The sequence below is a fragment of the Fictibacillus nanhaiensis genome (assembly GCF_036213205.1).
Lineage (GTDB): Bacteria > Bacillota > Bacilli > Bacillales > Fictibacillaceae > Fictibacillus > Fictibacillus nanhaiensis_E.
The window spans coordinates 99662-125939 of the sequence record NZ_JARMFC010000008.1; the positions used below are offsets into that span (position 1 = coordinate 99662).

Here is a 26278-nt window from a genome sequence, read left to right on the forward strand (position 1 = left end):
TGGCTATTTACTTACAAATGGGGTGAGAAGAATGACTCTTATGCCTAGAATTAATAGGGAAGATATGAAAGGTCAAATTCTTAAAAATATTGTAACTAGAGTAGATTATCAAGACACATTCGGTTTATCAGATGAAACAAGGAAGGGAATATATAAAATTTGTGAGGCACGAGGTATAACTAAAAAATTACGTAGACCCTTAGAGGAAAGTGACTTTCAGACCTATGACCCTGTAAATATATTTAGTGTGACATATGAAGAGATAAGAGATGTTTTTTCAGATGTTATTTATGATGATGAAAAAGGCTTCTATGTAGAAATAAATCAATTCTTTTTACTTATAACACAGGAAATAGATGCGTATTATGAAAATTATTCTTTTACAAGTGAGCTGGTTGAAGGAATTCTACGAGTGTTGAAAGAAAAAGAAGCACTTCAGATATTAAAGGTATCTATACGTAAAGCAAATGAAGTATATTATAAAGACTATACTAACATCCATTCTGATTTTAAGTCGGAGATAATTAATTTTAATCAATTTAACCGAGCGATAGATTGGAAAAAACCATACAGTAACTCAGAGTCAAAGCAGAGCTTTGAGTGGAATAATCAACGAATTAACTTTGTAAGTATCTTTGATAGTGGAAAGTTAAATGGCAATAAATTATATCGCTTATATCTTCAAATTGAAGTCTATGATGTGGATCTTAATTTTGTGAAATTTCAGGATAATGTGATAGAAAAGTTTAAACAATTAAATGAAACTCTATACCTATTTTTTGAATATACACTCACAGATGTAGCTGTTGAAAAATTAAAAGTCGAAGAAGGAAGGCTAGGTGATTTAACATGATAGCACGTTATCAAAAATTAGTTAGGACTTCTTCTAAAATTACTGAATATAAGGCTGAAAAGAAGAAAGAAGAAAATACTTTCAGATCTAGTGATTCTTTTTTATATGGAGGTTCCAATAAAAATTCTATTTATAGGGCTGAAAGCGTAAGAAGAAACAAACGAATATGATATATCGTGATGAAGCAATTCATATAAGTAAAAATGCTTTTTTGGACCTTTATGTTATAGGTTATAAATCGATGGGGGAGAGTATAGTACTTAACCTCGACAATCAATTTATAGGTATTGTAGATAGCTATAAAACTGTATCTTCATTTATTACAAAGCAAATTCTAGATAAATTAGAACGAAACGTGGATTTTATATGTTGGACACATACTGATGAAGATCATACTAAAGGATTATCAGAGTTATTAGAGAGTAACTTTATCACAGAAAATACACGCTTGTTTTTACCAGAGGGGATTACAAAAAAAGAAATAAAAAGTTATTTAGAGATGGATAGTGAAAAAGAATACACAAAAGTTTTTAAAATGTTAAATAATAGTTCAAATCTGAATGTTGAATCAGCAAATGAAAATACATTGTTATATAGTTTTCCGTTAATTCAGGGAGATAAGCAATTTAGCTTTTACTTAGAGTCCTTTGCACCACTATCTCAAATCGTTAGAAATCTCGAACTTGCCTCCATTAAACATTTATTCGATTCTGATAATCTGTCTCTTCATCAGAATCCAAACTTTTTCTCCGTGGGATTAAAACTCACTATTACATCTCAAGGATTTGCCCCCTTTACGGTATGTTTAGCTGGGGACGTTGATAATCACACAATAGAATCAATGAAAGATAAAAATAAATCGCGTATATTTAGCGAAAACGTAATATTGAAAATACCACACCATTGTTCTAAGAATTCAGATTTATTAATTAAAGAGGGTCTAATAAAGAATTTTGATTTTGCTGTTACAACAGGATATAAAAGGGGAAGAAGCAATTTGCCCGATAAGTATGTACTTGACGAATATAAAAAGATAGCAGCAAGGAATGCTGGTAAACTTTCATCCACAGCATTGCGAGTTAATCATGATTTTGGTGTTGTGTTTTATAGACTTAAACTATCTCATTTAACAAGAAAAGTTAGAGTGCGTAATCTAGGTAATGCATCATTAGTATGAATTTTAGAAGCAAGGGAAGCACGGGACGATTCTCGCGCTTCCTTTTTGTTTTTTACGGGTTACTGACCTCAAGTTTTTAAACGAGTGCCACTGTAGCAAGAATAGAGGGGCAGTTAATGGTTGAATTAGAAGAATTGTACTATGCATCTATTTATTTTACATCATCTACATAAGCACTGCTTTTCACTATCTGTATCAATGTTTATCTCAAATTGATAAATTGTGGTTGCTTCGAAAAACAGGAAGCGAGAATATTGCTGAGTTCTGATCAAGGGGACGAACATATTTGAAAGTTGTTCTATCCTATACGATTATTCACACAAAGCAAGGAAAAGCTATAAAAAGAAATATGGTATAGCCCATACATCTATAGAATGAATTTTAATGGAATTACTAGTATTTCCTATGAATACTTTCAATTATTTAGGCACTGTGATCAGCCAGTAAATGGGCGGTTGATATTTTGCATGGTTTTTTGACAAAAATAGATTTAATAGCAAAACTTATAAATTTTTGAGACAATAATAATTTTTTAAAAATGATTACTTATTTAAACCTATTTGGTAACAATGACGAATTGCTTAACTACAAATTTCAATAGATATCTTATTTGTTACTTTTATTATAAGTAGAAAAATAAACCCTGATACAGGAATTTATTCCAAGTTATTTTTGGTAGAAAACGTAAAAAACATTCGAGAATTTGAAGAACAACGAGAAATTTATTAAGGAATTACTTCAGAAGAGTTGTTTGGAGTGATAACTAGAGAAGAAAAAACTTTTTGATACATAATATTAAAATTTCACATTCTAATTTTCTATATAACTAGTTTCTTCTATATTATATTTATTGAATTTTTCTTAAACATGCTAACTTTCATTACCAAGATATCATTTAAATCCCTAAACTCTATTGATTTTTAGATTTGAAGTTATTTAAGATAAAGTCATGATTAAACACGCAAATTGATTGCCAAGTCTTTATAAACTCTAGGTTCCATACTAATTTTTGCAGTATTATTATAAACTGTACAGTAATAATGCGAAATTAAGAAAAAATATTAGTTAATTAAGAAAGGATTTATTCATAAAATTTATATGTTAAAATATATACAAAATTAGTAAAACAAAGAGTAATTTAATTTCCACAGGGAATATTTATTAAGTCTTCAATTGTATACTTTTCTATGGAAAGTGCTGTCTAAAATAGTATAATGCTTAAAAATTAGTAAATATCTTAATAAATAATAAAATTCTAGGAATTAAATATAAGTCATTACGTATTCGTGTATATACTCACAAAAGAATAGGGTTTTATAGAAATTATTAATATTTTCATAAAAGATTGTTAAAAATATCGTTCTTTACTTTACGTAATAAATACTAAAAATATATGAAAGGAGTATAAAAAATGAGTGGAACTTTACAGGAAATAATAGAGGTTCAAGAAGAATCTACTTCATTAGATGAGAAAAAATTAATTTTATCCTCAGTCATCTACAAAAAAATGAAGGAAAATGAAATATCAATTAGAAAACTTGCAAAGAATATTGATGGTATGGGGGCTGCTCAAATTTCAAGAGTTCTTCATGCTGAAAATTACAACATCATGACGATATTAAAAATTTTAGACTACTTTGATTTAGAATTGGATATTAAGAACAAATAATTATTTTACATTCTCTAAAGAATTAAATGGGATTTATTATTCAGAGGAAGATACCTAAAATTAATATCAAATAATTAATTAAATATTATATTTTTACAAAATATTACAAAAACAACTTTTCATCTGATGGCAGTTCTTGCGAAAGTACTCATCAGTTAGAGTTGTTTTTTTTTGAAAAAAAAAGTTGACATGCATAATAATGAGCATTTAATATGAAAACCAACAAGTGATACATTCCGATTAAGGAACGTGTATCTTGATAATATGATTAGGGAGGGATGACTATGAAAGGGATGGATGAGTTGATAGGATTGGTTGAATGGGTGAAAAGATTAGAGAGCAATATAGAGGATGCTGTGCATTCAGGCGGTGAAGATACAGTAATATCCAGAGATTTCGAAATATTCTTTAATCAATTCCTGTTTTTCATGCTTCAGTACCCTATGAAGGAATACCCCGTAAATTTGTTTCATTGGCTTCAATTGCTTAAAAAGCCGTTAAGAGATTGGTGGCCTGCCTCTGCTAGTTTTCTTGATGAAGAAGGTATTTCACCAAATTTTATCATATTGGATGATGAAATAGGATTGTCTGAAGAAGCAGAAGAGCTTTTGCGGGAATATAAATCATACAAAGAGGCAAGTGCAAAAGTCGTACGTGATGTACTTATTCATTGTCGGGAAGAAAGCATTAACAGGGGTATAGATATGCAGCATGTCTATACTAAATTCAGATTATTTTTGATAGAAAATCCTCTTACTAATTTAGACGAGCTAGAGTTATACTGTTTTGAAAACGATTTCGACTCTTTCCTCTCCAGATCTCTAGAAAATTGTTATGAAGATATACCTGAATCATCCATGTTCAAGTGTCAATTTTGCGGTTGGACTCTAGAAGAGAAAACCAAAAACGCGTTTGTCTGTATTAAACAACAATGTCGTAGTAGTTATGATGTTAATACTCTTAAACAATATAAGATTACACAATCAGATCAGTTACGTGTTAAAGAAAGTATTCAATTTTCTACTGTTATTCCCGGCCTGCGTGAAATTGAATTGAAAATAAGGTTCGAAGAATGCGGAGCTACAGTTGAGCTATACCCTGATTTAGAAAGATTAGGTGATCTCCGTGTAAGCAATGCAGGGGAAAAAAAAGGTTCAGAAAAACTTTTAATAGACGTAAAGGATTATCGAAATGCAAAGCAATTGGTCAAAAAGTTATTAGCAGATCAAGTTGCCGGGCTAATAAAATCCCCAATCATTGCAGTACCTGATGACAAAGCTAACCGACGGTATTTAAGCTTTGTTAATGAGTATCTCATAGAAACGGGGATCACTTCCTGCAAAGTGTACTCCTTTAAACAGGTAGTCAGAACGTATAAAGAAATGAGTTTAAGTGGTGCCCAGTCATTTAATGCGAAGGAGGGTATTCATGTTCATTAGTTTATCAGCTTTAACCTCAGACCTGAAAAAATCTTTAGAGAAGGCTGTGCAAAACAGTACTATTCCTGTGGACAAAGATAATCTTGAGGTGATAATACAAGTTGAAATCATGATCTCTGGTTTTCAGTCTAATTATGATGATAAGCTCTCTACAACAGAAAATATTTGGTCGATATTGCCCAATCATCGGGGATCTCTCCCTCCTGGAAAACAAGAAGGAATGTTGGATGTTCTCCGCTTATATTTTTCCCAAGACTTTACTCTGCAAACATGGAGAAGGCTGGTGGACCATTATCTCACAATTCAAAGTCATCTTCGAATCTACGAACTTCACGAAAATGGGTATTTCTATCATAAGCTGGCAGTGGTCATGCCGGAGAGGCATATTGAGTATGCGAGGCTATTAACGGCAGGAGCAATTTGTGCCAGAGAACCTGAAGATCCTGTTTTCATAGAAAAAGAGGATAGCAACTATTATTTTACAGATACATATAAGGGAAGTACCGAAAGAAGAATGCCTTATACCCAAGAAAACCAAAAACGCTTTCCCTCCCATTTAATACAAAGTCAAGATAAATTGCATGAAGAAAGAAATCGTTGGATTCTTCCGAGTGGCCGTACCAAAATTGAACGGGAGAAACTTTCCCTGTCGCTACATTCAGATTCTTGGGTTATTCCAGCTGAAGAGATGGACAACTTTGTTAAACGAAACCAGAATATCTATTCCAATTATGATAAAAAGCAACTGCGCAGTTGGATTGATGCACAGGCCGCCTTTCGATTGAAACCTACTGCCTCTAGGATGAACAGAACCCTACAATATAAGGAACAAACAGGGATTGTGGGATTGGTGGGGGCAGGAAAAACGACATTTCTTAATTTGGAAGTGTTCCGGTTAACAAAATTAGGTGTGAAATCAGGTATATTCACTGTCAATGTGGTCGATGCTCTTATGCAAGTTTACCGCTTACACCTTGTAGGCATCAAAGCGGTACCAATCATCGGAAAAAGTTCGGCGAAAAAGCATTTAAAAGACTTTTTAAGAAAAGTAAAAAATGAATCAAATCGTTCCTTTGAAGTAAACCCTTTGTCTCAACTTGCAATAGAATATGTTTTGCAATTCTTTGAAGGAAGTTGTTTGGCCCAGGTTCTTTCGGAGAATAGTCAATATGATGGAATAAATCCGTGTACATCAATCAGAAAAGAAGGTAATGAAAACAGATTTGCGTGTCCTTTGTTCACAATATGCGGAAAATACACGATTGAACGATCGCTAAGAGAAGCGGATGTGTGGGTAGGTACTCTTAGTGCATTTATTAGTTCTAAGCCCCGGGATATCATCAATCCTTATAAAAAAACGTATGCAGAACTGGCACATGATGAACTGGATGTCATCTTTGTGGATGAAGCGGATAATGTACAACAAATGGCCGATACGTCATTTCTGACTGCTAACAAAATTTTCGGTGAAGATGAAGCTATTTTTGAAAAGAACTTCTTAAAAGTAAGCCATGATCTCGCTACCAGGTATGATTATTCTAATAGTAAGTATTCACACCTCTGGAGAATGCATTCAGCAGATGTAAATCATGTCCATCACCTAATGTTTGAGCTAATCCACGAGAGTGAATTTGTAAGGGAAAGAATAAAGAATCGGACCTTTGGAATTCATCAGATTATGGTCTGGATTACAAAGTTGTTATATAAAATAGAGTCCGATCAAACATTAACCGAACATCCCTTCTTCACCACTTTGAGAGAGATTGATTTAAAGAGGTTAAGAGATAGTCGAGAGGTTCCGAATGCATACATGGAACGGGCAATTCGGTCATTTGTGAACCTAATGCACGATCTAAAGAATTACGATGATTTGAATTTCCTGACATTGAAAAAGGTTGAAAAGGAAGAAACCAAGAAGCTTCTAAATGTGTTCCTGAACAGTTCTTCATTACAATCTCTTCATAAACAGGAGCTATCTGAGGATGAAGAGGAAAAGGTTTTGCAATTATTCCGTTTTTTTGTGTACCACCTGTATTTCGATTATAATTTTAAGTTCTTAATCGGTATAAAGAAAGCAGTTGAAGTACTATGTAATCAGAGCATAGACGATCTTTCTGGGAAGTACCAGAATGTGAAACGGTATTTGCCATTTCTTCCAGAGGCAGCGACTGGACGAAACTTTCAGTATTATTTTAAAGAATCTAATAAAGAGGGTGTCGTGGGGACCTTTAGTACGTATGACTATTTAGCTGTCGGAAGAAATTTCCTCACTGAGTTTGGTACCATATTTCAAAACCTTACGGGAAAACAGGGGCCGGCAATGTGTTATTTGTCAGGCACGAGTTTTGCAGAGGGTTCACGCCATTATCATGTAGATGTTCCATTAGACTTCTTACTGGAATCTACTTCTCAGAAGGTCTCCACGATTAAGCAGTTTCTCTATCCTGTTTATAGAGATGGAAAACCCCTTTATATATCTGGAGAAAGAGATGAAAGACAAAAGAAACAAAACTTAAGGGACATGGTGGAACAACTCGTACCTAAATTGAAAGAAGAACTTTCGTATTGGCATAAAGATGGTCGCAAGATTCTGTTGGTTGTCAATTCCTATGAGCAAGCTAATATTGTTCAGAGTTCGCTTGAACGGTATTTCCCAAACAAAGTGCGGTCACTGGCAAAACAGATCGATCACGAATCAGAAACACATAAAGTCCTGAGGGCAGAAGTTGAATTCTTTGCAGATACTGAAGCAGATATCTTAGTCGTCCCTCTGCTTTCTATCAATCGTGGATATAACATATTAAAACAACAGGAATCTACTTCCCTGTTCGGAAGTGTTTTCTTCTTGATTCGTCCCTACATACCGGGTGACTCCATTACCAATATCATTCAGGTGATCAACGGGTCCGTACCTTATTACATTGAACAGGCTAAACATAACGATTTACGATTTTATGAAACTATTAAATATATCCGAACCCGTTCAAACGCTTTAATGGAGCATATGTTGCTTGAAGATAATGAATGGTCCTATTTAGATGCAATGGAAAGAAAGAATATGGCATGGTACATGTTTATCAATGTCTGGCAGATGATTGGACGACTATTAAGAGGCCAAACTGATGCAAGAGTATTTTATGTAGATGCCCCGTTTGCAGCAGAAAATGCAAATGGAACAGGCAAGAAAGAAACCATGCATAGTAGTATGCTGCGTGCCTGGGTTTCCATTTTAGAAGAGCAATGTTCAGATAACTGGGCAAAGCAGGAGTTGTATGGAGAATTTTTAAGAGGGCTGAAAAAGGCCATATCATTAGGAGGATAAGCAATGGTAACTAAAACAACGACAAAAGAAACAATCTTTCATAGCTTGCTTGTGGAAAGTAAAGATTTTAAAGATAAACTGGTTCATCTTGTTTATTTACCTCCGGCTACACAAACTTTACTAAATGAACAACTGAAAGCGGACAAGCCATTTGAATGGGAGTTTCGGATTTCTGAATTTCGTGCCATTCTGCAGAGTCGATATGAGGAAGTGATTTGGGCAGACTTCTCTGCACCTGTATTGGAAGGGAAGAAGCCTTGGTTATATCTAAGCGAGGATGCTCGCCCTGTAGCTGGAAAGCTAATTCATAGCAGACTTATTAACTGGATAAGCCGTATACTTACTGCAAGGAAAAAGGATGTCCATATCCCGGAGACTATTAAGAAGCAGGAAGTACGGCTTGAACATACTTTGATAGCGCATTGTTTTCATTTACCAGTCATTAAGAAATTGGTCTCCAGTTGGTTTTTAAAACAATTTTGTATGTCAAATAAACAATTGATTTGGAATATACCTAATACAAGCGGTGAACGGAAAGATATTGAATTTCCTGAAGAGTGGTTTTACGTTTTTAACGGCTCTGAATATGAGGCAGTTTCAGAACCGGTTCATATTACTTCTTTTAAGAATGAAAGTAATAAACAATATGCATCATACGTTGTCAGCCTTCATTTTGAAGAAAACGATGGTCAAATGATTATGCATCTGAAATCATCATTAAGACGCTGGATATATAAACCGCTATTAAAAGATGGGAAAGTTTTCTTTCCAAGAAATCATAGACGATCGCTATACTTGATCCGGTCAAGTCGTACGGGTAAACAAATGTTTAGGGTTGTGATGAATGAATATAATGAGAAGGTGTACTTATCATACTATAATCAGACAGTTGAAATGTTTGAAGAGATGGGGTTTACTCCTAACTTGCCAGTTATTCTATCTTCACCTGAACAGTATTACCATTCAAAGCCAATAGCAGCGCTTATTCCCTATAAAACGGATGATAAGTCTTATCCTAATCTTATTGAGGCAGGAATAAGTAAAGTAGAAAAAACGAGGATATTTGATATGTTTATCAATGCCTTTCCATTTTTGCAGTCAGCTCATCCTCACGCCAGAAAACTCGTTACACCACCAACGACCTTAAAAGGTGGAAGTGTTGTACTAGATTACCCTGGGGAGTTAAGTCATGAACAGATAACGATTGAAACATATTCCAAAGAGAGTGCATTGTTGCCGATCTTAGAAGAAGTGTTATTCAGCCTAATCCAATCGGACAAAATTGAAACGCGGTTCAGCCTGGAAAAACACGATGCATGGAGGTACGTGTTAAAGGATAATACCTCTAGTCATAAATTGACCATAACTTTCAAGGATTGTTCTGAATATGGTTACCTAATACAGGATTTGCCTTATTCTCCTGGTGGGAAACTCTCCTCAGAACGTAAACGTATGAAAGAAATTAAGTCTGGTCTTCCAGCTGCAGCTGAAAATACATTTAGTCTTATCGAGATTGGCAAATATGGCATTGGTCAAAACAGTGATCCAAAAAGTGCTATTGAAAAAGGTTTTCTAGAAACGAAAAGACTTACACAGTGTTTTCATCCTCTACATGAACTGAAAGATTCGGATAAACTCCATAAAATGAAAAGCTGTATGGCGGATATTCTGGCTCGTAAAGGGTTTACGAATCACATGATTTCAGCATATAAAGAATCTCTATCAAACTTCACTTACTACTTTCCTAAGTGTATGAGTACTTCTGTTGAGAAAAAACAAGGATACATTTTTGTAATGGCAAGATTTAGGGAGGGTGTAACGGTAGTAAAGTACAAGGGTACTAAGTGGATGTCATTATATGAATCATTGCTGTACTTAAAGACGGAAAATAGAAGTACTCTATTTCAAAGTGGAAATCTTGATTTCCACCGCTTCATCGAAGATGAAATCGAGACAGAAAAGGACATTGTCGTATTTCAGAAAGATGAATTACCATTAAAGTATAAGGATGGTGAAGAAGAGTTCCCGTTTACTGCAGCAATATTTGATCATGCCGCCCACCGCAATCCTTACATTGATTATCGAATAAATGATGTACCTTCCACAGGTACATTTATTGTGGAAAGTCTTGGCGAATATTACGCGGTTCCACCAAAATTAAAAGACAATACTGGGAAAAATTATAATACTAAACAAGACACCAATAAACCGTTCAAAACTAGACACCCTTTGCGTATATCATTATCGGAGCCAATTGATGATATTGCTGTAAATCTTCATCTAATGAGGAATTTACCTCTTACCTTTGCTTACTTCATCAATAATCCATTACCATACCATTTGCTTCGTTATCATGAGAAGTTGATTTAAGGGTCGTAAAGCAAAGAGACGGTTCTCTTGCTTCCCAAATTTGCGTTAAACGAATTACGAAGTTAGTCAGGAGCAAGCGTCAGGGAATCCTCACGCTTGCTCTCTCTATACTGATAACGAGAAATCTAGAGGGTATATCTATTTAATGTTTATAGCGTAAACCTGGAAGCAGAGAACCGTCCCCTTGCTTCAAAAGTCACATTCTATAATTAATAGAATGTGGCTTTTCCTTTTTAACGCGACTCTCCACCTAACAACTTAAGCGCGTCATCTTCAAACCCTACAACATAACTTAGCTCATATTGTGCGGTTGTTCAACATCATCCACTTACTCTCGATATTCCAATGTTTGGTAACTCGGCTGTCATAGTACCTTAATACTTTAGACCTGCAGCTTTTCGTACTTTTATATCGATATTTTTCCCTTAATTTGGATATTACCCATACCCTTATCCTATCACGATCAGTAAAATATACAATATTTAACAATTTGTGTTAGGAGCACGTGGATAAATAATAGATTGGGTGTTATATAATAAGAATAATAATTTTGATTTCTTACTATGGTTTTTAATAAGTAGAATAATATAGATTTTTCTCTTTTTTGCTTAATTTAAAAACACAAATAATTTGTCGAACGAAACACATTTCAAATATGTAACAATTTTAGTATAATTTTGATGTTATTAAACTATTAGTCAATGAAAAGGGGTTAAAGTATTGAAATCTTTTATTAAGATGTTGGCAGTGTTCTCTGTTTTATCAGCGGTATTTTTCAATCCGTCTACAACTAACGCTCACAACGGTGCACGTGATGAGTTAGGTGGACACTTCAGAACAGCAGATTGTGTATACATGCTTCATGAACCGACTGCATTAGCTAAAACTGCAAAAAATATTGAAGAACTAAAGGCGTTAATCACAGAATATAACAGCAATGCTACATGCGTTAAAGAATTAAATGGTGGCACGAATTTTGAAGTTGATCTGGAAGGTTTTGCGTTTCCATCTGAAAAGCTACCTTTTAATGATATCAGGGGTCACTGGGCGCAAGATGATATTTTGCTGCTAAATGAACTTGGGTTAGTTAGTGGTTTTCAAGATGGATCGTATGGAGTAAACAAGAAAATTAGCCGTGCAGAAGTAGCGGCAATTATGGCTCGTCACATGGAACTTCCAAATGCTACACCAACATTTAAAGATGTACCGAAAAGTTTCTGGGCAGCTAATCAGATTGGTGCCGTTGCAGAAGCAAACGTAATGAATGGATTTGTTGGCAACACGTTCAAGCCTACTAAGATTATTACTAGAGCGGAAATTGCTTCGCTCTTAGTAAGAGCATACGAGCTAGAAGGAACGGCAACAGAAAACTTTAAAGATGTTCCTAAGAACCACTGGGCATATGAACCAATTAGTACTCTCGTTGAATATGGTCTTGTAAGTGGATTTAGTGACCATACGTTTAGACCAGAAAATCAATTAACACGTGCAGAGTTTGCAGCGTTTTTGGCTAGAGTAATCAGAGCAGGGGAAATCGAACCTGAGCCGGAATTGAGTACGATTGAAGGATTGGTTGTTGATGAAGACGGTAAACCGATTGAAGGTGCTAACGTCGTTCTTGCAACTGAAGACATCTATACGACCGAGAAGACGAATGCAAACGGCTCATTCATCTTTAAAGCGCAAGAAGACAGATACACGCTTACAGTTGTTAAAGAAGGCTATGAAACGTTTGCCGATAACGAACTTATGATAGAAGAAGGTACTGTAGTTGAACTGGAAATCATGTTAGCTCCCTCAGATGGAGTAGGATACGATTTTCTAGAAGTGAATAAGCCTTACGTTTCTTCAGACAATGGTTTGACCGTTCAAGTTACAAGCTTAGCTAAGGTAACTCAAAACAATTACATGGAATATCAACTGAACTACACAGAAACAAACAACACAAAAGAGACGGTTGACCAAGGAGCGTTCAAGCTGTTCTTCACAGATGGTACAGCAGATCCACAATTCGGTATCTTTAGAGAACTCGCTCCAGGCGAAACAGCGACAGGCAGCCACGTCTTTAAAGCACCACTCACTAAATCAACAATAGCATTAGAATATGGAGCAGATATTTTACTTAACGGAAAACCTTCAGATGATACGTTGAAGTGGGATTTTAAATAAAAAAATTACTTCATCAAAATTCAGTCCTCTATTCATATAGAGGGCTGTTTCTTTTATGTTGTTTATAGATCTAATTTATAACTTTAATGTTTCTGAACAAATATAACTCCAATAATAATTAGTGAGACACCAATGAATTTATAGAGATTAATAGATTGGATTTGTACTCCAAAAAGACCGAAATGATCGATCAGAACTGAGGCAATAATTTGACCTGTAAGTATAAAAGCTACTGTTGAAGCTGCACCGATTCGCGGGATGAGTACAATGGTTGCCACTACATAAAAAGCTCCTAACACCCCCCCTGTCCATATCCACCATGGACCTTCTAACCATCCTTTGTTAAACCTGACTTCTTGTTGAAAAAGAGAAAGAATGAGTAGAGCGATTGATCCAACAATGAAAGATATGGTAGATGCGATTATAGGAGAACCTACTAGACTTCTTAATTGTGCATTAATACTGAACTGTGTAGGAAGGGCCATACCAGCTATAAGGGCAAATAAAATAAAAAGATATATCATGATAACACCTCATTCTAATAAAATTTTTGAAGGAGAACGTCAGGAGTTGTCGAATAGACGAATTACTCTAGATTTACTTTAAATTAGTTTAAAAGGAGTTGACTAGTCAACAAATGAAGATTGTAATCGCACCTGATTCTTTTAAAGAGAGTATGACAGCAATGGAAGTATGTAATCAAATAGAAAAGGGTTTTCGTAAAGTCTTACCTGAAGCCAATTACGTAAAGATTCCCATTGCTGATGGAGGAGAGGGAACCGTTCAGTCCATTATTGATGCAACAGATGGAAAACTGATAAAGAAAACTGTTACTGGCCCGCTTGGAACTTTAGTGGAAGGTTTTTATGCAATTACCGGTGACGGAAAGACGGCGGTAATTGAAATGGCTGCAGCTTCTGGACTCCATCATATTCCTCGGAAACAACGAAATCCACTATTGACGAAAACTAGAGGGACCGGTGAACTTATTCTTGATGCCCTGGATCATGGAGTTGATAGAATAGTATTAGGTTTAGGTGGATCAGCAACAAATGATGGTGGAACTGGAATGGCAACTGCTTTAGGTATTACTTTTTTTGATGAAAACGATGTAGAACTTGTCATGCAGGGAGGCGTTCTTTCAAAGATTGCTCGTATTGATTTTTCTGGAGTGGATCAAAGGTTAAAACATATTGTGTTTGAAGCTGCATGTGATGTAACGAATCCACTTGTAGGTCCACAAGGTGCCTCAGTAATATTTGGACCCCAAAAGGGAGCAACACCTGAGATGGTTACAGAATTAGATCAAGGATTAAATCATCTTGGAGATGTTGTTAAAGCTAGCTTACATCTAGATATTAAGGATATACCTGGCGCAGGAGCTGCTGGTGGTTTAGGGGCAGGTGTAATTGCCTTTTTAAACGGTTGTTTAAAATCGGGTATCGAAACCATATTGAACATTGTAAACTTTAACGATTGTATTGAAGACGCGGATCTTGTGATTACAGGAGAAGGTAGGATTGATGGGCAAACGGTACATGGAAAAGCACCTATTGGCGTGGCTAAGCGGGCCAAGATTTACGGTATACCGGTAATTGGTTTAGCTGGAGGTTTAGGTGAAGGTTATCAATCGGTGTATGATCATGGGATTGATGCCGTGTTTAGTATCGTAAACGGTATTAGCACATTAGATGAAGCGTTATTAAACGGTAAAAGGAACGTCGAGCAAACTTCTATAAATATAGCGAAAACAATATGTTTAAATAAAATTTTGCAAAAGGTATAGATTTATTTTCTGAATTGTCATACAATGAGTAACAAGAAAAACGTTTAGCTAAACGTTTTTCTGTAAGAATGCCGATAAAAAGGGTTAAATTTGTTTAATAGTAAAATTTTTTAGAATTACAGCTAAACGTTTTTCTGGGAGTGGAATATATGAATATTACAATCAAAGATGTAGCGAAAAAAGCAGATGTTTCCATCGCTACAGTATCTGCAGTTGTTAATAAAACAAAGTTTGTAAGTGATGATTTGAAAGCAAGAGTAGAACAAGCAATTGAAGAGTTAGGTTATCGCCCTAACAAGATTGCAAGAAGTCTGAAGAGAAAAGAATCCAAGTTGATTGGTGTAACAGTAACTGAAATCACTAATCCGTTCTATCCGCTCATGCTTAAAGGTGTAGAAGATATTGCTATGGCTAATGGATTCAACGTAATACTCTGTCCGACAGGTGATGACCCAGACAAAGAATACGAACTACTCCAATCTTTGTTAGATCAAGGTGTAGATGGCATCGTATTGGCGACGATCGATGAAGAGGAATCAGCTAGCACAAAACTCTTACAAAAAGAAGGTGTCCCGCACGTCCTTATCAATCGTGCTCCTAATCACTATCAAGGAAATGTAGTACGAATTGACAGTGAAAAGGTAGGGATGATGGCAACAAACTACCTTATTCATTTAGGTCATAGTGACATCGCATTTCTCGGAGGTGATCGACTAAACAGCGTGCAGCGAGAAGAAGGATTCAAAAAGGCGTTGATGGAAAACGGGATTTCCTTGAAAGAAAACAGAATCATTATGAGTGATTATCAGATCAAAAGTGCTTATAACGATATGAATAGTCTCTTAGTAAAAGGCGATGTACCTACTGCAGTGTTTGCAGCAAGTGACATTATGGCATTCGGTGCTATAAAAGCATTGCTGGATGCAGGTTATAAAGTACCTGAAGATGTATCGGTCATTGGATCAGACAATATTTCATTTTCGGAGGATTTTAGAATCCCTTTAACAACGGTAGATGTTCATACGTATGAAATTGGTAGAATCGGTGCTGAGATTTTGATGCAAACGCTTTTAAATAAAGAAAAAGATAGCATAGAACATAAGAATTTCTTAATGGAGCCTAAACTAATTATTAGAGAAAGTAGCGATATTGTAAAAAAACAAAAAATAGGGATGGTGGATGGACAATGAAAGAAGTTGTAATCGTTAGTTATGCCCGCACAGCAATTGGAACAATGGGCGGTGAAATTGCAGGGGTACATGCGGCAGATCTTGGTGCAACAGCCATCAAAGGTGCTGTTACTAGAGCGGGCATCAGCTTAGATACTGTAGACGAAGTGGTTATGGGCTGTGTCGGACAAGTTGCTGAAAATGCTTTTATCGCTAGGATGTGTGCCATTCGAGCAGGCATACCTTCATCAAGCAACGCCTATACGGTAAACCGTCTTTGTGGCTCTGGGTTACAAGCTATAAATAGTGCTGTTCAACAATTACAAACAGGGAATGCAGAGGTTGTAGTTGCGGGTGGAACTGAAAATATGGATCAGCTTCCTTACTACGTTCGAAAAGGAAGGTATGGATATAAATTTGGTCATGCTCAATTAGAAGACGGATTATTGACAGCGCTTACAGATCCGTTTGGTAATTATCCTATGGGAATTACAGCGGAAATCGTTGCTGAAAGATATGGCATTACTAGAGAAGAGCAAGATCAGTTTGCTTATGAAAGTCAATTAAAAGCAATAGAGGCTATGGACAACGGTTATCTAAAAGATCAAATTGTTCCAGTGGAAGTAAAGGGAAGAAAAGGTAGCGTTACGATTTTTGATACAGATGAACATCCACGCAGAGGAACGACATTAGAGAAATTATCTAAATTAAAACCTGCTTTTAAAGGTGGAGGTACTGTAACTGCAGGAAACTCTTCAGGTATTAATAACGGGGCAGCTGCACTTGTATTAATGACGAGTGATAAAGCCGAGCAACTAGGGCTGACTCCAATTGCTTACGTAAGAGATCAAGCGCTAGCGGGTGTTGATCCAGAAATAATGGGATTTGCCCCAGCACCAGGAGTGAAGAATCTCCTAGCAAAAGCTAACCTTTCACTAGATAAAATCGACTTAATGGAATTAAATGAAGCGTTTGCCGCGCAGTCTGTAGCGGTAATGAAGGATCTTGGCATCGAGAAAGAACGTGTAAATGTAAACGGAGGAGCAATCGCCTTTGGTCACCCAATTGGTGCTTCCGGTGCCATTATTACTGTAAAACTATTAGAAGAACTAAAAAGAAGAAACTTAAAACACGGCGTATCAACCATGTGTATCGGCGGTGGCCAAGGAATCGCAACATTATTTGAACTAGTCTAGATCGTATAGAGAGTGGAGGAGACAAAATGATCGATTTAACAGGGAAGGTAGCGGTGGTAACAGGTGCCGCACGTGGATTAGGAAAAGGAATTGCTGAGAAATTAGCAGAGCTCGGTGCACATGTTGTTATTAGTGATATGAATCAAGAAGGTGCAGATGCTACTTCATCACAGATAAAAGAAAACGGCGGAAGCGCTGAGGTATTTCTTTGCAACGTGGCAGTAAAGGAAGAAGCGGAGCGTCTGATTGAAGAAACCGCTAAAACACATGGCAGATTAGATATCCTCGTTAACAATGCTGGGATTAATAGAGATTCAATGTTACACAAGATGGATCAAGAACAGTGGGATTCTGTTATCGGTGTTAATTTAACAGGTGTATTTAACACGATGAAGCCTGCAAGTCAGATTATGCGTGAGCAACAACAAGGTAGAATTGTTAATATATCTTCTGCAAGTTGGCTAGGTAATGTAGGTCAAGCAAATTATGCTGCGGCAAAAGCAGGTGTTGTAGGATTAACCAAAACTGCAGCAAGAGAATTAGGAAAAAAGAACATCACCGTTAATGCAATTTGTCCGGGTTTTATTGATACAGACATGACTCGCGGAGTACCTGAAAAAGTTTGGGATATCATGGTTTCCAAAATTCCGATGGGAAGAGCAGGAAAGCCTGAAGATGTTGCAAATTGTATTGCGTTTTTAGCATCAGATCAAGCATCTTACATAAACGGAGAAGTCATTAATGTCGGTGGTGGAATGGTCCTTTAATTTCAACCCCAAAGGGAGGAAATATGATGAAGGCAATTAAGAAGGTGGCTGTAATTGGCGGTGGGCTGATGGGTTCAGGGATTACTCAGGTGATTGCCGAAGCTGGGAAAGAAGTTTACATGGTTGAGGTCGACCGGGAGCGATTGCAGAAAGCATCAGATTTAATAAAAAAGAACCTACATCGTAAAGTGGAGAAGGGAAAATGCTCGAGTGAACATGTTCAAAGAGCTCTCCATAAAATCAATTCAACCTTTGATATGAATGATATTCATGATGCAGACTTGGTCATTGAAGCCGTTCCGGAACAATTAGAAACCAAGAAGAAATTATTTACTCAATTAGATCAAATCCTCAATGAAAATGCGATTTTAGCATCAAACACATCAGGCTTATCCATTGCGTCTATCGGAGCTTCAACAAAACGTCCAGAAAAAGTAATAGGCTTGCATTTCTTTTACCCTGCACCACTTATGAGTCTAGTAGAAATTATTCCTTCCATTGTTACATCAGAAGAAACTTATAAAATAACACAACAATTTGTCACAGACATTGATAAAAATGGAGTCACGTGCAAAGATTATCCAGGATTTTTAGTAAATCGTATGCTGATTCCTATGGTGAATGAAGCCATTTATTGCGTCATGGAAGGAGCAGATCCTAGAGACGTGGATGATGCGATGAAATTTGGAGCAAATCATAAAATGGGCCCAATCATGCTAGCGGACTTTGTTGGTTTAGATGTCTTATTAGCAACAATGAAAGGCCTTTATGAAGGATTTGATGATTCCAAGTATCGGCCTGCTCCTTTGTTAAAGAAACTTGTGGAGTCTGGAAATTTAGGGAGGAAAACGGGTCGCGGCTTCTATTTCTACGATGATCAAGGCCGAAGAATTGAAACAGGAAAAGTAGAGATTACCCTATAATACAGAAAAGATGAGGGGGATAAAAATGATTGCGAAAAAGACGAGTGCCTCTTCTGTTGTTTCTATGATCCAGAACAATAGTACATTGGCATTATGCGGGTTCACACTAATGGGTGCATGTGAGACCTTTTTAAAAGAAATTGAAGAGAGTTTCTTGAGGAAAGGATCTCCTCAACAATTAACGCTGATCCATGCCGCAGGTCATAGTGACAGGGTAAACGGAATCGAGCACCTTGCTCATAAAGGATTAGTATCTAAGATTATTGGTTCACACTGGGGGCTTGCTCCAAGGTGGGGAGAACTCATTCACAATAACGATGTGGAAGCACATTGTCTTCCGCAAGGTCAGCTTACTCACCTTTTTCGCGCAATGGCAGGTGGAAAACCAGGTAACTTCTCGAAAGTCGGGCTCGGAACATATGTTGATCCGAGAATTGAAGGTGGGCGAATGAATGAGCGTGCCAAACTCGCTGAAAGTTTAGTAGATTTAATCCACATTCATGGTGAAGAGTATCTTTTCTATAAAGAAGTACCTGTTGATGTTTGTATTATCCGCGGTACGACGGCAGATGAGTTCGGTAATGTAACGATGGAAGACGAGGCATTAAAGTTAGAAGCGATCTCCGTCGCACAATCCACTAAACGATTTGGTGGGAAAGTAATTGTTCAAGTGAAGAATTATGTGAAACGAGGAACGCTTGCTCCAAAAGAAGTTGTTATACCAGGAATTTATGTAGATCATGTTTTGGTAGCTGAAGAACCAGAGGTGAATCATCGCCAAACAGCTAGTAATTATTATAATCCAGTATTTAGTGGGTGGTTAAAAGAGCCGCTGGAAGAATTAGACCCAATACCACTAAATATGAGAAAAATTATTGGCAGACGTGCAGTTAAAGAACTGTTCCCAGGAGCAGTCGTAAACTTAGGAACAGGAATCCCGGGTGATACAGTGGGTCCTGTATCTAGTGAAGAAGGAATTCTTAAAGATATAGTTCTTACGATTGAATCAGGAGCGATAGGTGGACAACCACTTGGTGGAACGGACTTTGGGATTACACGTAATGCTGAAGCCATCATCGAACATCCTTATCAATTTGATTATTACACTGGCCGCGGTGTAGACATTACCTATATGGGAACAGCTGAAATAGATGAACACGGCAATGTAAATGTTAGCAAGTTTGGAAGCAAAACGGCCGGATGTGGTGGATTTATAGATATTACACAAAATGCAAAAAAAGTTGTATTTTGTTCTACTTTTACAGCTGGTGGTTGTGAAGTAGAGGTAAAGGATGGAAAGTTAGAAATTGTCACGGAAGGAAAATTCGGAAAATTCAAACAAAATGTTAATCAGATTACGTTTAGTGGGAAATTCGCACAGGATATAGCTCAAGAAGTTTTATACGTAACAGAACGCGCGGTTTTTAAGTTGACAAAGCATGGGGTTGAATTAGTTGAAATTGCCCCAGGCATTGATATGGATCGAGACATTCTAGCTCATATGGATTTTGTACCGATTATATCGAATGAGTTGAAAGAAATGGATCTGGATATTTTTTCAGAAGGTAAAATGGGGTTTGCTCAAACGTTTTATGATAGCGTTTCCAATGAAAAAGTATCGTATATACATTAAAAATAGGGAGGAAATTAATATGAAAAAAGGACAGTTGTTAATTGTTTTGTCACTTATTCTTTCCATGCTATTTATGACGGGCTGTGGTGCTGATAAAACTACTGGAGCATCAGCCGAAGGTGAAGAAAGAGTTTTTGATGTGAGTCTCCCACTAGGTGAGGGTTCACATCATGATGAAGGTCTGAAGAAATTTAAGGAAGAATTGGAACGGTTAACAGATGGGCGCTTATCTGTGAAGCTTCATTATAATAATGAGCTCGGTGGAGAACGTGAAGTAGTAGAAGGAATGGGGATTAATACCATTGAAATGGGCGTTGCGTCCACAGGACCGATCGGCAGTTTCGTAAAAGATATATTAATGTTTGATCTTCCTTATTTATTTAATGATGTAGATCATGCTTATGCTGTTTTGGATGGTAAGATCGGCGATGAACTAGCAAAGAAAATTGAGGACCAAGCAAATGTAAAAGTTTTATCTTGGATGGAAAACGGAGTCCGACATGAAACAAACAATGTGAGATTAGTTAAAAAGCCTTCAGATCTTAAGGGAATTAAACACAGAACGCAAGAAAGTGAAGTACAAGTAGATACCTGGAGAGCTTTTGGAGCTGACGCTACACCAATGGCTTGGCCAGAAGTATATACTGCCCTTCAGCAAGGTGTTATTGAGAGTCAGGAAAATCCTATTCCAACAATACTAGATGTTCGTTTCCACGAAGTTCAAAAATACTTAAATTTAACAAGCCATGTTTACTCGCCGCTTCCATTTATGATGAGTAAGCAATTGTTTGACTCACTACCAAAAGAAGATCAAGAAGCCATTTTAGAAGCGGCGGAGCTAGCAACACCTGTTCAACGCGAAGCTAGTCAGAAATTAGAGAAAGAATCATTAAAAAAACTTGAGGAAAACGGGATGGAAGTAGCTAAACCAGATTTAGAGGCATTTAGAAAAGCAGTAGAACCGGTTTATAAGAAATGGGCACCGGAAATTAACGAAGAACTGATCAACGAAGTTAGAAATTATAAGTATTAATCAATGGGGGGACTCCCCCCTCTAAGGAGGGGTTAGAATGATATACACGTTAAGACAATATGTTAAACTAACAAACTTGCTAAATAGAGCCGTTGGATGGTTATTGTTCATCATGCTTGCCCTAATGAGTGTGCTTATTTTCTGGCAAGTTTTCGCTAGATTTGTGGCAGGTAACTCTCTAACGTTCTCGGAAGAAGCATCCAGATTTCTAATGATATGGCTTACGTTACTAGGTGCAGCTTATGCGGTAAAAGAAGGTTCTCTTATCGCAGTAGATATCCTACAAAATAAGTTAAAAGGAACGTCAGCAAAAGTATTAAAAGTCATTATGTCTGTTTGTACAAGTGTCTTTTATGTTGTTCTCATCATTTATGGTCTAAAAATGGCTCAAAGTGTTTCTTTTCAGACTGCACCAACTACAGGTCTTTCAATGTTCTGGCCGATGCTAGCTGTGCCGGTTGGTGGAGTACTCATGTTAATTAATACAATTGCTAGTCTAATAGAAGACTTTATTGGTAAGGAGGAATTATAGATGGTCGCGTTACTCTTTATATCATTAGCGTTCCTCTTTCTAATTGGAACTCCCATAGCTATTGCGCTAGGTTTGTCGACAACCGCGATAGCGTGGATGGGTGATCTTGCTCCTTTACAATTAGTGCCACAGCAAATGTTCAATGCAATAAACTCGTTTCCATTAATGGCCATTCCGTTCTTCATCTTAGCTGGGTACTTAATGCAAGTTGGCGGCATTTCTCAGCGGTTAGTAAACTTTGCAAGTAGTTTAGTAGGGCATATCACCGGTGGTTTAGCAATGGTAGTTATCATTACTTCCATGTTTTTTGCGGCAATCTCGGGATCAGGAGCAGCAACTACTGCTGCGATCGGTTCAATCTTAATCCCGGCAATGATAGCAAAAGGCTATCATGTGAACTTTGCGAGTGCAAATCAGGCCGTTTCAGGTGCACTAGGAGTTATTATTCCACCAAGTATTCCGCTAATTTTATATGGTATTGCTGCTAAACAATCGGTAGGGGACATGTTTATGGCAGGTGTCATTCCTGGAATTGTTATCACGATATCGCTATTAATTTCTGCATATTTTGTTTCAAAAAGAAAAGGTTATTTAGGTGTGGAAAAAGCAAATGTGGGAGATACATTCAAATCTTTTAAAAGTGCAATTCTTTCATTATTAATGCCTATTATCGTTCTTGGAGGAATTTATGGAGGAATATTTACGCCAACAGAAGCAGCAGTAGTTGCGGTTGCTTATGCTTTTGTAGTAGGGGTATTCATATATCGTGAAATTAAGTGGAAAGAACTACCTCAAATATTTAAAGAATCTGCAGTTACTACATCTATCGTCATGATTATCATCTCTACTGCTGGTTTATTCAGTTTTATTCTAAATCGCTTAAGAGTTCCAGAGTTAGTTTCTGAAACATTTCTAGATATCACCACAAATATTTATGTGTTCATCATTGTAGTAAACATTTTCTTACTTATTGTAGGAATGTTCATGGAAGCTGCTGCAGCCATTCTAATTTTTGTACCAATCTTACTTCCGATTGCACTAAGTCTAGGAATGGATCCTATCCATTTTGGCATTATCGTTGTAGTCAACTTAGCGATTGGTTTAATTACTCCACCTGTTGGAATTAATTTATTCGTAGCTATGCAAATATCAAAAATCCGGATAGAACACATATCTCGAGCAATTGTGCCGTTTGTCATCATTTTGTTTGTTGATGTATTAATTATTAGTTTAATACCATTCTTTTCAACTTGGCTACCATCTATTGTTTAAGAAACAGCCCCTATAAACGATTAGCAACTGTCAAAATTTCATAAATAAGGGGGAATAAACATGGTTAAATCTATTATGGTGGACCAATTATCATTAGATATTCCAGATGGAAGTACGATAGCACTCGTAGGATTTGGCGGTATGGGTCAATGTGATAAGATACTACAAGCGATTGGGAAGAGTTATAAGGAAACAGGACATCCACATTCATTAACCGTTTTCCATACCGCTGGACAATCTGATAAAACAAATGGAATAGAATATATTGCTGAAGAGGGATTAATATCAACAGTTATTGGCGGCCATTGGGGTCTAGCTCCTAAAATGAGAAAGTTAATAGAAGAAAATAAAGTGGATTGTTATTGCTTTCCGCAAGGTCAACTAACACATCTATTAAGAGCAATGGCGAACAAAATGCCAGGACAACTTTCTCCAATTGGCATCGGAACTTTCATTGATCCTCGAATTGAAGGTGGAAAGTTCAATGAAAGAACAAAGCAAAAAGAAGACTTAATTAAAGTGGTAGAAATAGAGAATGAAGAATTCTTATTGTATCCATCAATCGCATTTGATTATGTCTTTATTCGGGGAACAAGTATTGATGAAAATGGCAATATTACCGCAGAAGAAGAACCGTTAAAACTAGAAATCCTATCTGCCGCTCATGCAGCTAAAGCTAATGGAGGAAAAGTAATTGCTCAAGTTAAGTATGTTGTGAAAAAAAATACGATGCATCCTAAAGATGTAGTGGTTCCAGGATATTTAGTAGATGAGTATGTTTTAGTGGATGATCCTGAAACTGAACATCGTCAAATTCCAAGTACGGTATACAATCCCGTGTTTTCTGGAGACCTTCGTACACCAACGGTAAGTTTCATGCCCTTACCGCTAGATATGCGAAAAGTCATTGGAAGAAGAGCTGTCCAAGAAGTTACCTCTTCGGTAGTGGTTAACTTGGGGATTGGAATTCCAGGTGATGTAATAGGACCTATCTCTCATGAAGAGGGATTAGATGAACAGATGACCATTACACTCGAATCTGGAATTGTAGGTGGTGTACCGATTGGAGCAAATGAATTTGGGGTTGCTCGTAATGCGGATGCCATTCTTGATCATGAATATCTGTTTGACTATTATCATGGAACGGGTATCGATCTAACTTTTATGGGAGCAGCAGAGGTAGATCAATTAGGAAATGTAAATGTCTCAAAGTTTGGGACGAGAACAGTAGGTTGTGGTGGTTTTATTGATATTACACAAACAGCCAAAAAGGTAGTCTTTTGTACAACATTTACCGGTGGAGGATTACATGTTGAAATAAACAACGGTAAAGTTGAAATTGTACAAGAAGGCAGGATTAAGAAGTTTAAAAATAAAGTCCAACAGATTACGTATAGCGGAAGATTTGCAGCAGAGCATCAAAAAGACGTAATTTATGTAACAGAACGTGCCGTATTTTTGTTATCAAAAAAAGGCTTGATATTGACGGAAATCGCACCAGGAATTCAATTAGAAAAGGACATCTTAGCCAATATGGAATTCCAGCCCATCATATCCCCTCATTTAAAGGAAATGGATGTTAAGCTCTTTTTGGATGGACCGATGAAGTTACATCCAAAAAACGATAGGAGTTTCGTAGTTTAATTGCTTTGTTTTGAAAGCATCTCTTATGAGGGATGCTTTTTTGTTAGCTTTCAACCAACAACGTAATATACTAGTATACATAGGAAATTTCTCGTTAAAACTGACTAATAATATTTTTATTAAAAAGTCAGGAGAAGATAAAATGGAAGAGAGTAATTTCTTTAGGGGATTGATCTGGGGTGTTTTGTTCAGCGTTCCGTTGTGGATGGCTTTCTTTGGATGGATTAATCTTATTCAGCGAATGATTTGATATAGAGAATAAATTTAGGCGTTATTTTACAGGAGAGCCCGAAACTTTTCACCTCAATCACCGTATAAACATATATAGAAGCTTTACACCTAAAATAATGAGGTTGGTTATTATGACACGTAAAAAGAAAGTAGCGAGGATCTTTTTTTGGGGAATTTTATTGTCACTTCCCTTATGGCTGCTTTTCGTATTAATTCTAGTTACTGTACGGATTATATATTAAATAAAGTAGTTTTTAAGATGTTTCTAGAATTACTTTGGGCAAGTATCTCAAAATAAAGGACTCATAGAAGTTGCGGGAAGACCCATTGATCATGTGTTTTGACCCATAGAAACTGTGAGGACTCATAGAACTCTAGGTTTGACTCATAGAAACCTGTTGAAGACCCATAGACATTGAAGAATGGCTCATAGAGTTTGTTAGAAGAATCATAGGGTATTAAACGGTTAGCCTTTAAATATCAAAAGTGCATTTACCTAATCACGTAAATGCGCTTTTTTATTGATTTCACACTTATGTTTAAACAAATGTTTAAATAGGAGCGGGATATTCAATAATTACGACTAGAGAGGAGATAACTATGTTCTTTAAGCACAACGATAAGATTCAGAAGAAAAATGTTAACATCGCGTGCTGGTGCACATTCACCGTATGGGCAGTGCTGTTACTAATCAATTCGTTCTATGAGTTCTTTATGGATAGAGAGTTTATTGAAAGCTCTTTTACTATATTAGTCATTGGTCTAGTCGTGTTTTTTGTGGTTGAAGCGTTCTTGAACATCTATAAAAGAAAATCGGAAAAATCCCGTAACATATAAGATAGGGGTTAGTTCCATGTTCAATATACTTATTTTAATAGCGTTCATTGCCGCACTAGGTTATAGCATCTATGCCATGAACAACTGCAGCCCTTGTGATTCTGTTAGTTATCGCAGGTATTGGGATTGTTTACAGAATATATAGCGCAAGGAATAAGAAAAGAAATTTAAATAGCTAAAGAAATCTCTGGAAACAGGGATTTTTTTGTTGTGATGAATTAATGATTTTCGAAGATAGAGTGTAAGGAAATTATAC

General features: G+C 36.6%; 20 protein-coding genes and 1 riboswitch. Of the genes, 19 read left to right on the forward strand and 1 reads right to left on the reverse strand.

Annotated features, from left to right (window positions below; translation table 11 throughout):
- Positions 1-31: 31 nt before the first annotated feature.
- The 8 genes from P4V41_RS10890 to P4V41_RS10925 all read left to right on the forward strand — a co-directional run bounded on the left by P4V41_RS10890 (position 32) and on the right by P4V41_RS10925 (position 12999).
- On the forward strand, positions 32-853 hold the full coding sequence (locus P4V41_RS10890) for a hypothetical protein (RefSeq protein WP_328084905.1): 822 nt from the start codon (positions 32-34) through the stop codon (positions 851-853).
- On the forward strand, positions 850-1023 hold the full coding sequence (locus tag P4V41_RS10895; protein ID WP_328084907.1) for a hypothetical protein: 174 nt from the start codon (positions 850-852) through the stop codon (positions 1021-1023). Before P4V41_RS10890 ends, P4V41_RS10895 begins: the two co-directional genes overlap by 4 nt.
- Positions 1020-2030 (forward strand): MBL fold metallo-hydrolase, encoded by a 1011-nt coding sequence (locus P4V41_RS10900; protein WP_328084908.1) that lies wholly within the window; start codon positions 1020-1022, stop codon positions 2028-2030. Before P4V41_RS10895 ends, P4V41_RS10900 begins: the two co-directional genes overlap by 4 nt.
- 1411 nt (positions 2031-3441) lie before the next feature.
- Complete coding sequence (locus P4V41_RS10905; RefSeq protein WP_328084910.1) at positions 3442-3699, forward strand: hypothetical protein; 258 nt, start codon at positions 3442-3444, stop codon at positions 3697-3699.
- A 284-nt stretch (positions 3700-3983) separates the two neighbouring features.
- A complete protein-coding gene (locus P4V41_RS10910; protein WP_328084912.1) occupies positions 3984-5138 on the forward strand; it encodes a hypothetical protein in 1155 nt (384 codons plus the stop codon).
- A complete protein-coding gene (locus tag P4V41_RS10915; protein WP_328084914.1) occupies positions 5128-8460 on the forward strand; it encodes a hypothetical protein in 3333 nt (1110 codons plus the stop codon). The genes P4V41_RS10910 and P4V41_RS10915 overlap by 11 nt, the downstream gene beginning before the upstream one ends.
- A gap of 3 nt (positions 8461-8463) precedes the next feature.
- Positions 8464-10830 (forward strand): pPIWI_RE module domain-containing protein, encoded by a 2367-nt coding sequence (locus P4V41_RS10920; protein ID WP_328084915.1) that lies wholly within the window; start codon positions 8464-8466, stop codon positions 10828-10830.
- Between the two features lie 348 nt (positions 10831-11178).
- Positions 11179-11244: riboswitch (cyclic di-GMP riboswitch) on the reverse strand.
- A 306-nt stretch (positions 11245-11550) separates the two neighbouring features.
- Positions 11551-12999: an S-layer homology domain-containing protein gene (locus tag P4V41_RS10925; RefSeq protein ID WP_328084916.1), complete on the forward strand. Its 1449-nt coding sequence runs from the start codon at positions 11551-11553 to the stop codon at positions 12997-12999.
- Between the two features lie 83 nt (positions 13000-13082).
- Here the strand turns inward: P4V41_RS10925 and P4V41_RS10930 are convergent, their stop codons facing one another.
- Positions 13083-13523, reverse strand: a complete 441-nt coding sequence (locus P4V41_RS10930) for a DMT family transporter (protein WP_328084918.1) — start codon at positions 13521-13523, stop codon at positions 13083-13085.
- Between the two features lie 113 nt (positions 13524-13636).
- Here P4V41_RS10930 and P4V41_RS10935 point away from each other — a divergent pair, with 113 nt between their 5' ends.
- The 11 genes from P4V41_RS10935 to P4V41_RS10985 all read left to right on the forward strand — a co-directional run bounded on the left by P4V41_RS10935 (position 13637) and on the right by P4V41_RS10985 (position 26022).
- Positions 13637-14785: a glycerate kinase gene (locus P4V41_RS10935; RefSeq protein ID WP_328084920.1), complete on the forward strand. Its 1149-nt coding sequence runs from the start codon at positions 13637-13639 to the stop codon at positions 14783-14785.
- A gap of 149 nt (positions 14786-14934) precedes the next feature.
- Entirely contained in the window at positions 14935-15975 is a 1041-nt protein-coding gene (locus tag P4V41_RS10940) for a LacI family DNA-binding transcriptional regulator (protein WP_328084922.1), read from the forward strand.
- Positions 15972-17150, forward strand: a complete 1179-nt coding sequence (locus P4V41_RS10945) for a thiolase family protein (protein ID WP_328084924.1) — start codon at positions 15972-15974, stop codon at positions 17148-17150. Before P4V41_RS10940 ends, P4V41_RS10945 begins: the two co-directional genes overlap by 4 nt.
- 26 nt (positions 17151-17176) lie before the next feature.
- Positions 17177-17917, forward strand: coding sequence for a 3-oxoacyl-ACP reductase FabG (fabG, locus tag P4V41_RS10950; RefSeq protein WP_328084925.1), 741 nt, complete (start codon positions 17177-17179; stop codon positions 17915-17917).
- 26 nt (positions 17918-17943) lie between these two features.
- Positions 17944-18840: a 3-hydroxyacyl-CoA dehydrogenase family protein gene (locus tag P4V41_RS10955; protein ID WP_328084927.1), complete on the forward strand. Its 897-nt coding sequence runs from the start codon at positions 17944-17946 to the stop codon at positions 18838-18840.
- Positions 18841-18865: 25 nt separating this feature from the next.
- Positions 18866-20473, forward strand: coding sequence for an acyl CoA:acetate/3-ketoacid CoA transferase (locus tag P4V41_RS10960; protein WP_328084928.1), 1608 nt, complete (start codon positions 18866-18868; stop codon positions 20471-20473).
- 19 nt (positions 20474-20492) lie between these two features.
- Positions 20493-21506, forward strand: a complete 1014-nt coding sequence (dctP, locus tag P4V41_RS10965; protein ID WP_328084929.1) for a TRAP transporter substrate-binding protein DctP — start codon at positions 20493-20495, stop codon at positions 21504-21506.
- A gap of 37 nt (positions 21507-21543) precedes the next feature.
- Entirely contained in the window at positions 21544-22038 is a 495-nt protein-coding gene (locus P4V41_RS10970) for a TRAP transporter small permease (protein WP_328084931.1), read from the forward strand.
- Entirely contained in the window at positions 22039-23310 is a 1272-nt protein-coding gene (locus P4V41_RS10975) for a TRAP transporter large permease (protein ID WP_328084933.1), read from the forward strand.
- 60 nt (positions 23311-23370) lie between these two features.
- Positions 23371-24954, forward strand: a complete 1584-nt coding sequence (locus tag P4V41_RS10980) for an acyl CoA:acetate/3-ketoacid CoA transferase (RefSeq protein ID WP_328084934.1) — start codon at positions 23371-23373, stop codon at positions 24952-24954.
- 831 nt (positions 24955-25785) lie between these two features.
- Positions 25786-26022 (forward strand): hypothetical protein, encoded by a 237-nt coding sequence (locus P4V41_RS10985; RefSeq protein ID WP_328084935.1) that lies wholly within the window; start codon positions 25786-25788, stop codon positions 26020-26022.
- The last annotated feature ends 256 nt before the right edge of the window (positions 26023-26278 follow it).

Bases quoted from the DNA above. Each gene is read 5' to 3' on its own strand.
- P4V41_RS10890 (WP_328084905.1), top strand. From the start codon at position 32: ATGACTCTTATGCCTAGAATTAATAGGGAAGATATGAAAGGTCAAATT.
- P4V41_RS10895 (WP_328084907.1), top strand. From the start codon at position 850: ATGATAGCACGTTATCAAAAATTAGTTAGGACTTCTTCTAAAATTACT.
- P4V41_RS10900 (WP_328084908.1), top strand. From the start codon at position 1,020: ATGATATATCGTGATGAAGCAATTCATATAAGTAAAAATGCTTTTTTG.
- P4V41_RS10905 (WP_328084910.1), top strand. From the start codon at position 3,442: ATGAGTGGAACTTTACAGGAAATAATAGAGGTTCAAGAAGAATCTACT.
- P4V41_RS10910 (WP_328084912.1), top strand. From the start codon at position 3,984: ATGAAAGGGATGGATGAGTTGATAGGATTGGTTGAATGGGTGAAAAGA.
- P4V41_RS10915 (WP_328084914.1), top strand. From the start codon at position 5,128: ATGTTCATTAGTTTATCAGCTTTAACCTCAGACCTGAAAAAATCTTTA.
- P4V41_RS10920 (WP_328084915.1), top strand. From the start codon at position 8,464: ATGGTAACTAAAACAACGACAAAAGAAACAATCTTTCATAGCTTGCTT.
- P4V41_RS10930 (WP_328084918.1), bottom strand. From the start codon at position 13,523: ATGATATATCTTTTTATTTTATTTGCCCTTATAGCTGGTATGGCCCTT.
- P4V41_RS10935 (WP_328084920.1), top strand. From the start codon at position 13,637: ATGAAGATTGTAATCGCACCTGATTCTTTTAAAGAGAGTATGACAGCA.
- P4V41_RS10940 (WP_328084922.1), top strand. From the start codon at position 14,935: ATGAATATTACAATCAAAGATGTAGCGAAAAAAGCAGATGTTTCCATC.
- P4V41_RS10945 (WP_328084924.1), top strand. From the start codon at position 15,972: ATGAAAGAAGTTGTAATCGTTAGTTATGCCCGCACAGCAATTGGAACA.
- fabG (WP_328084925.1), top strand. From the start codon at position 17,177: ATGATCGATTTAACAGGGAAGGTAGCGGTGGTAACAGGTGCCGCACGT.
- P4V41_RS10955 (WP_328084927.1), top strand. From the start codon at position 17,944: ATGAAGGCAATTAAGAAGGTGGCTGTAATTGGCGGTGGGCTGATGGGT.
- P4V41_RS10960 (WP_328084928.1), top strand. From the start codon at position 18,866: ATGATTGCGAAAAAGACGAGTGCCTCTTCTGTTGTTTCTATGATCCAG.
- dctP (WP_328084929.1), top strand. From the start codon at position 20,493: ATGAAAAAAGGACAGTTGTTAATTGTTTTGTCACTTATTCTTTCCATG.
- P4V41_RS10970 (WP_328084931.1), top strand. From the start codon at position 21,544: ATGATATACACGTTAAGACAATATGTTAAACTAACAAACTTGCTAAAT.
- P4V41_RS10975 (WP_328084933.1), top strand. From the start codon at position 22,039: ATGGTCGCGTTACTCTTTATATCATTAGCGTTCCTCTTTCTAATTGGA.
- P4V41_RS10980 (WP_328084934.1), top strand. From the start codon at position 23,371: ATGGTTAAATCTATTATGGTGGACCAATTATCATTAGATATTCCAGAT.
- P4V41_RS10985 (WP_328084935.1), top strand. From the start codon at position 25,786: ATGTTCTTTAAGCACAACGATAAGATTCAGAAGAAAAATGTTAACATC.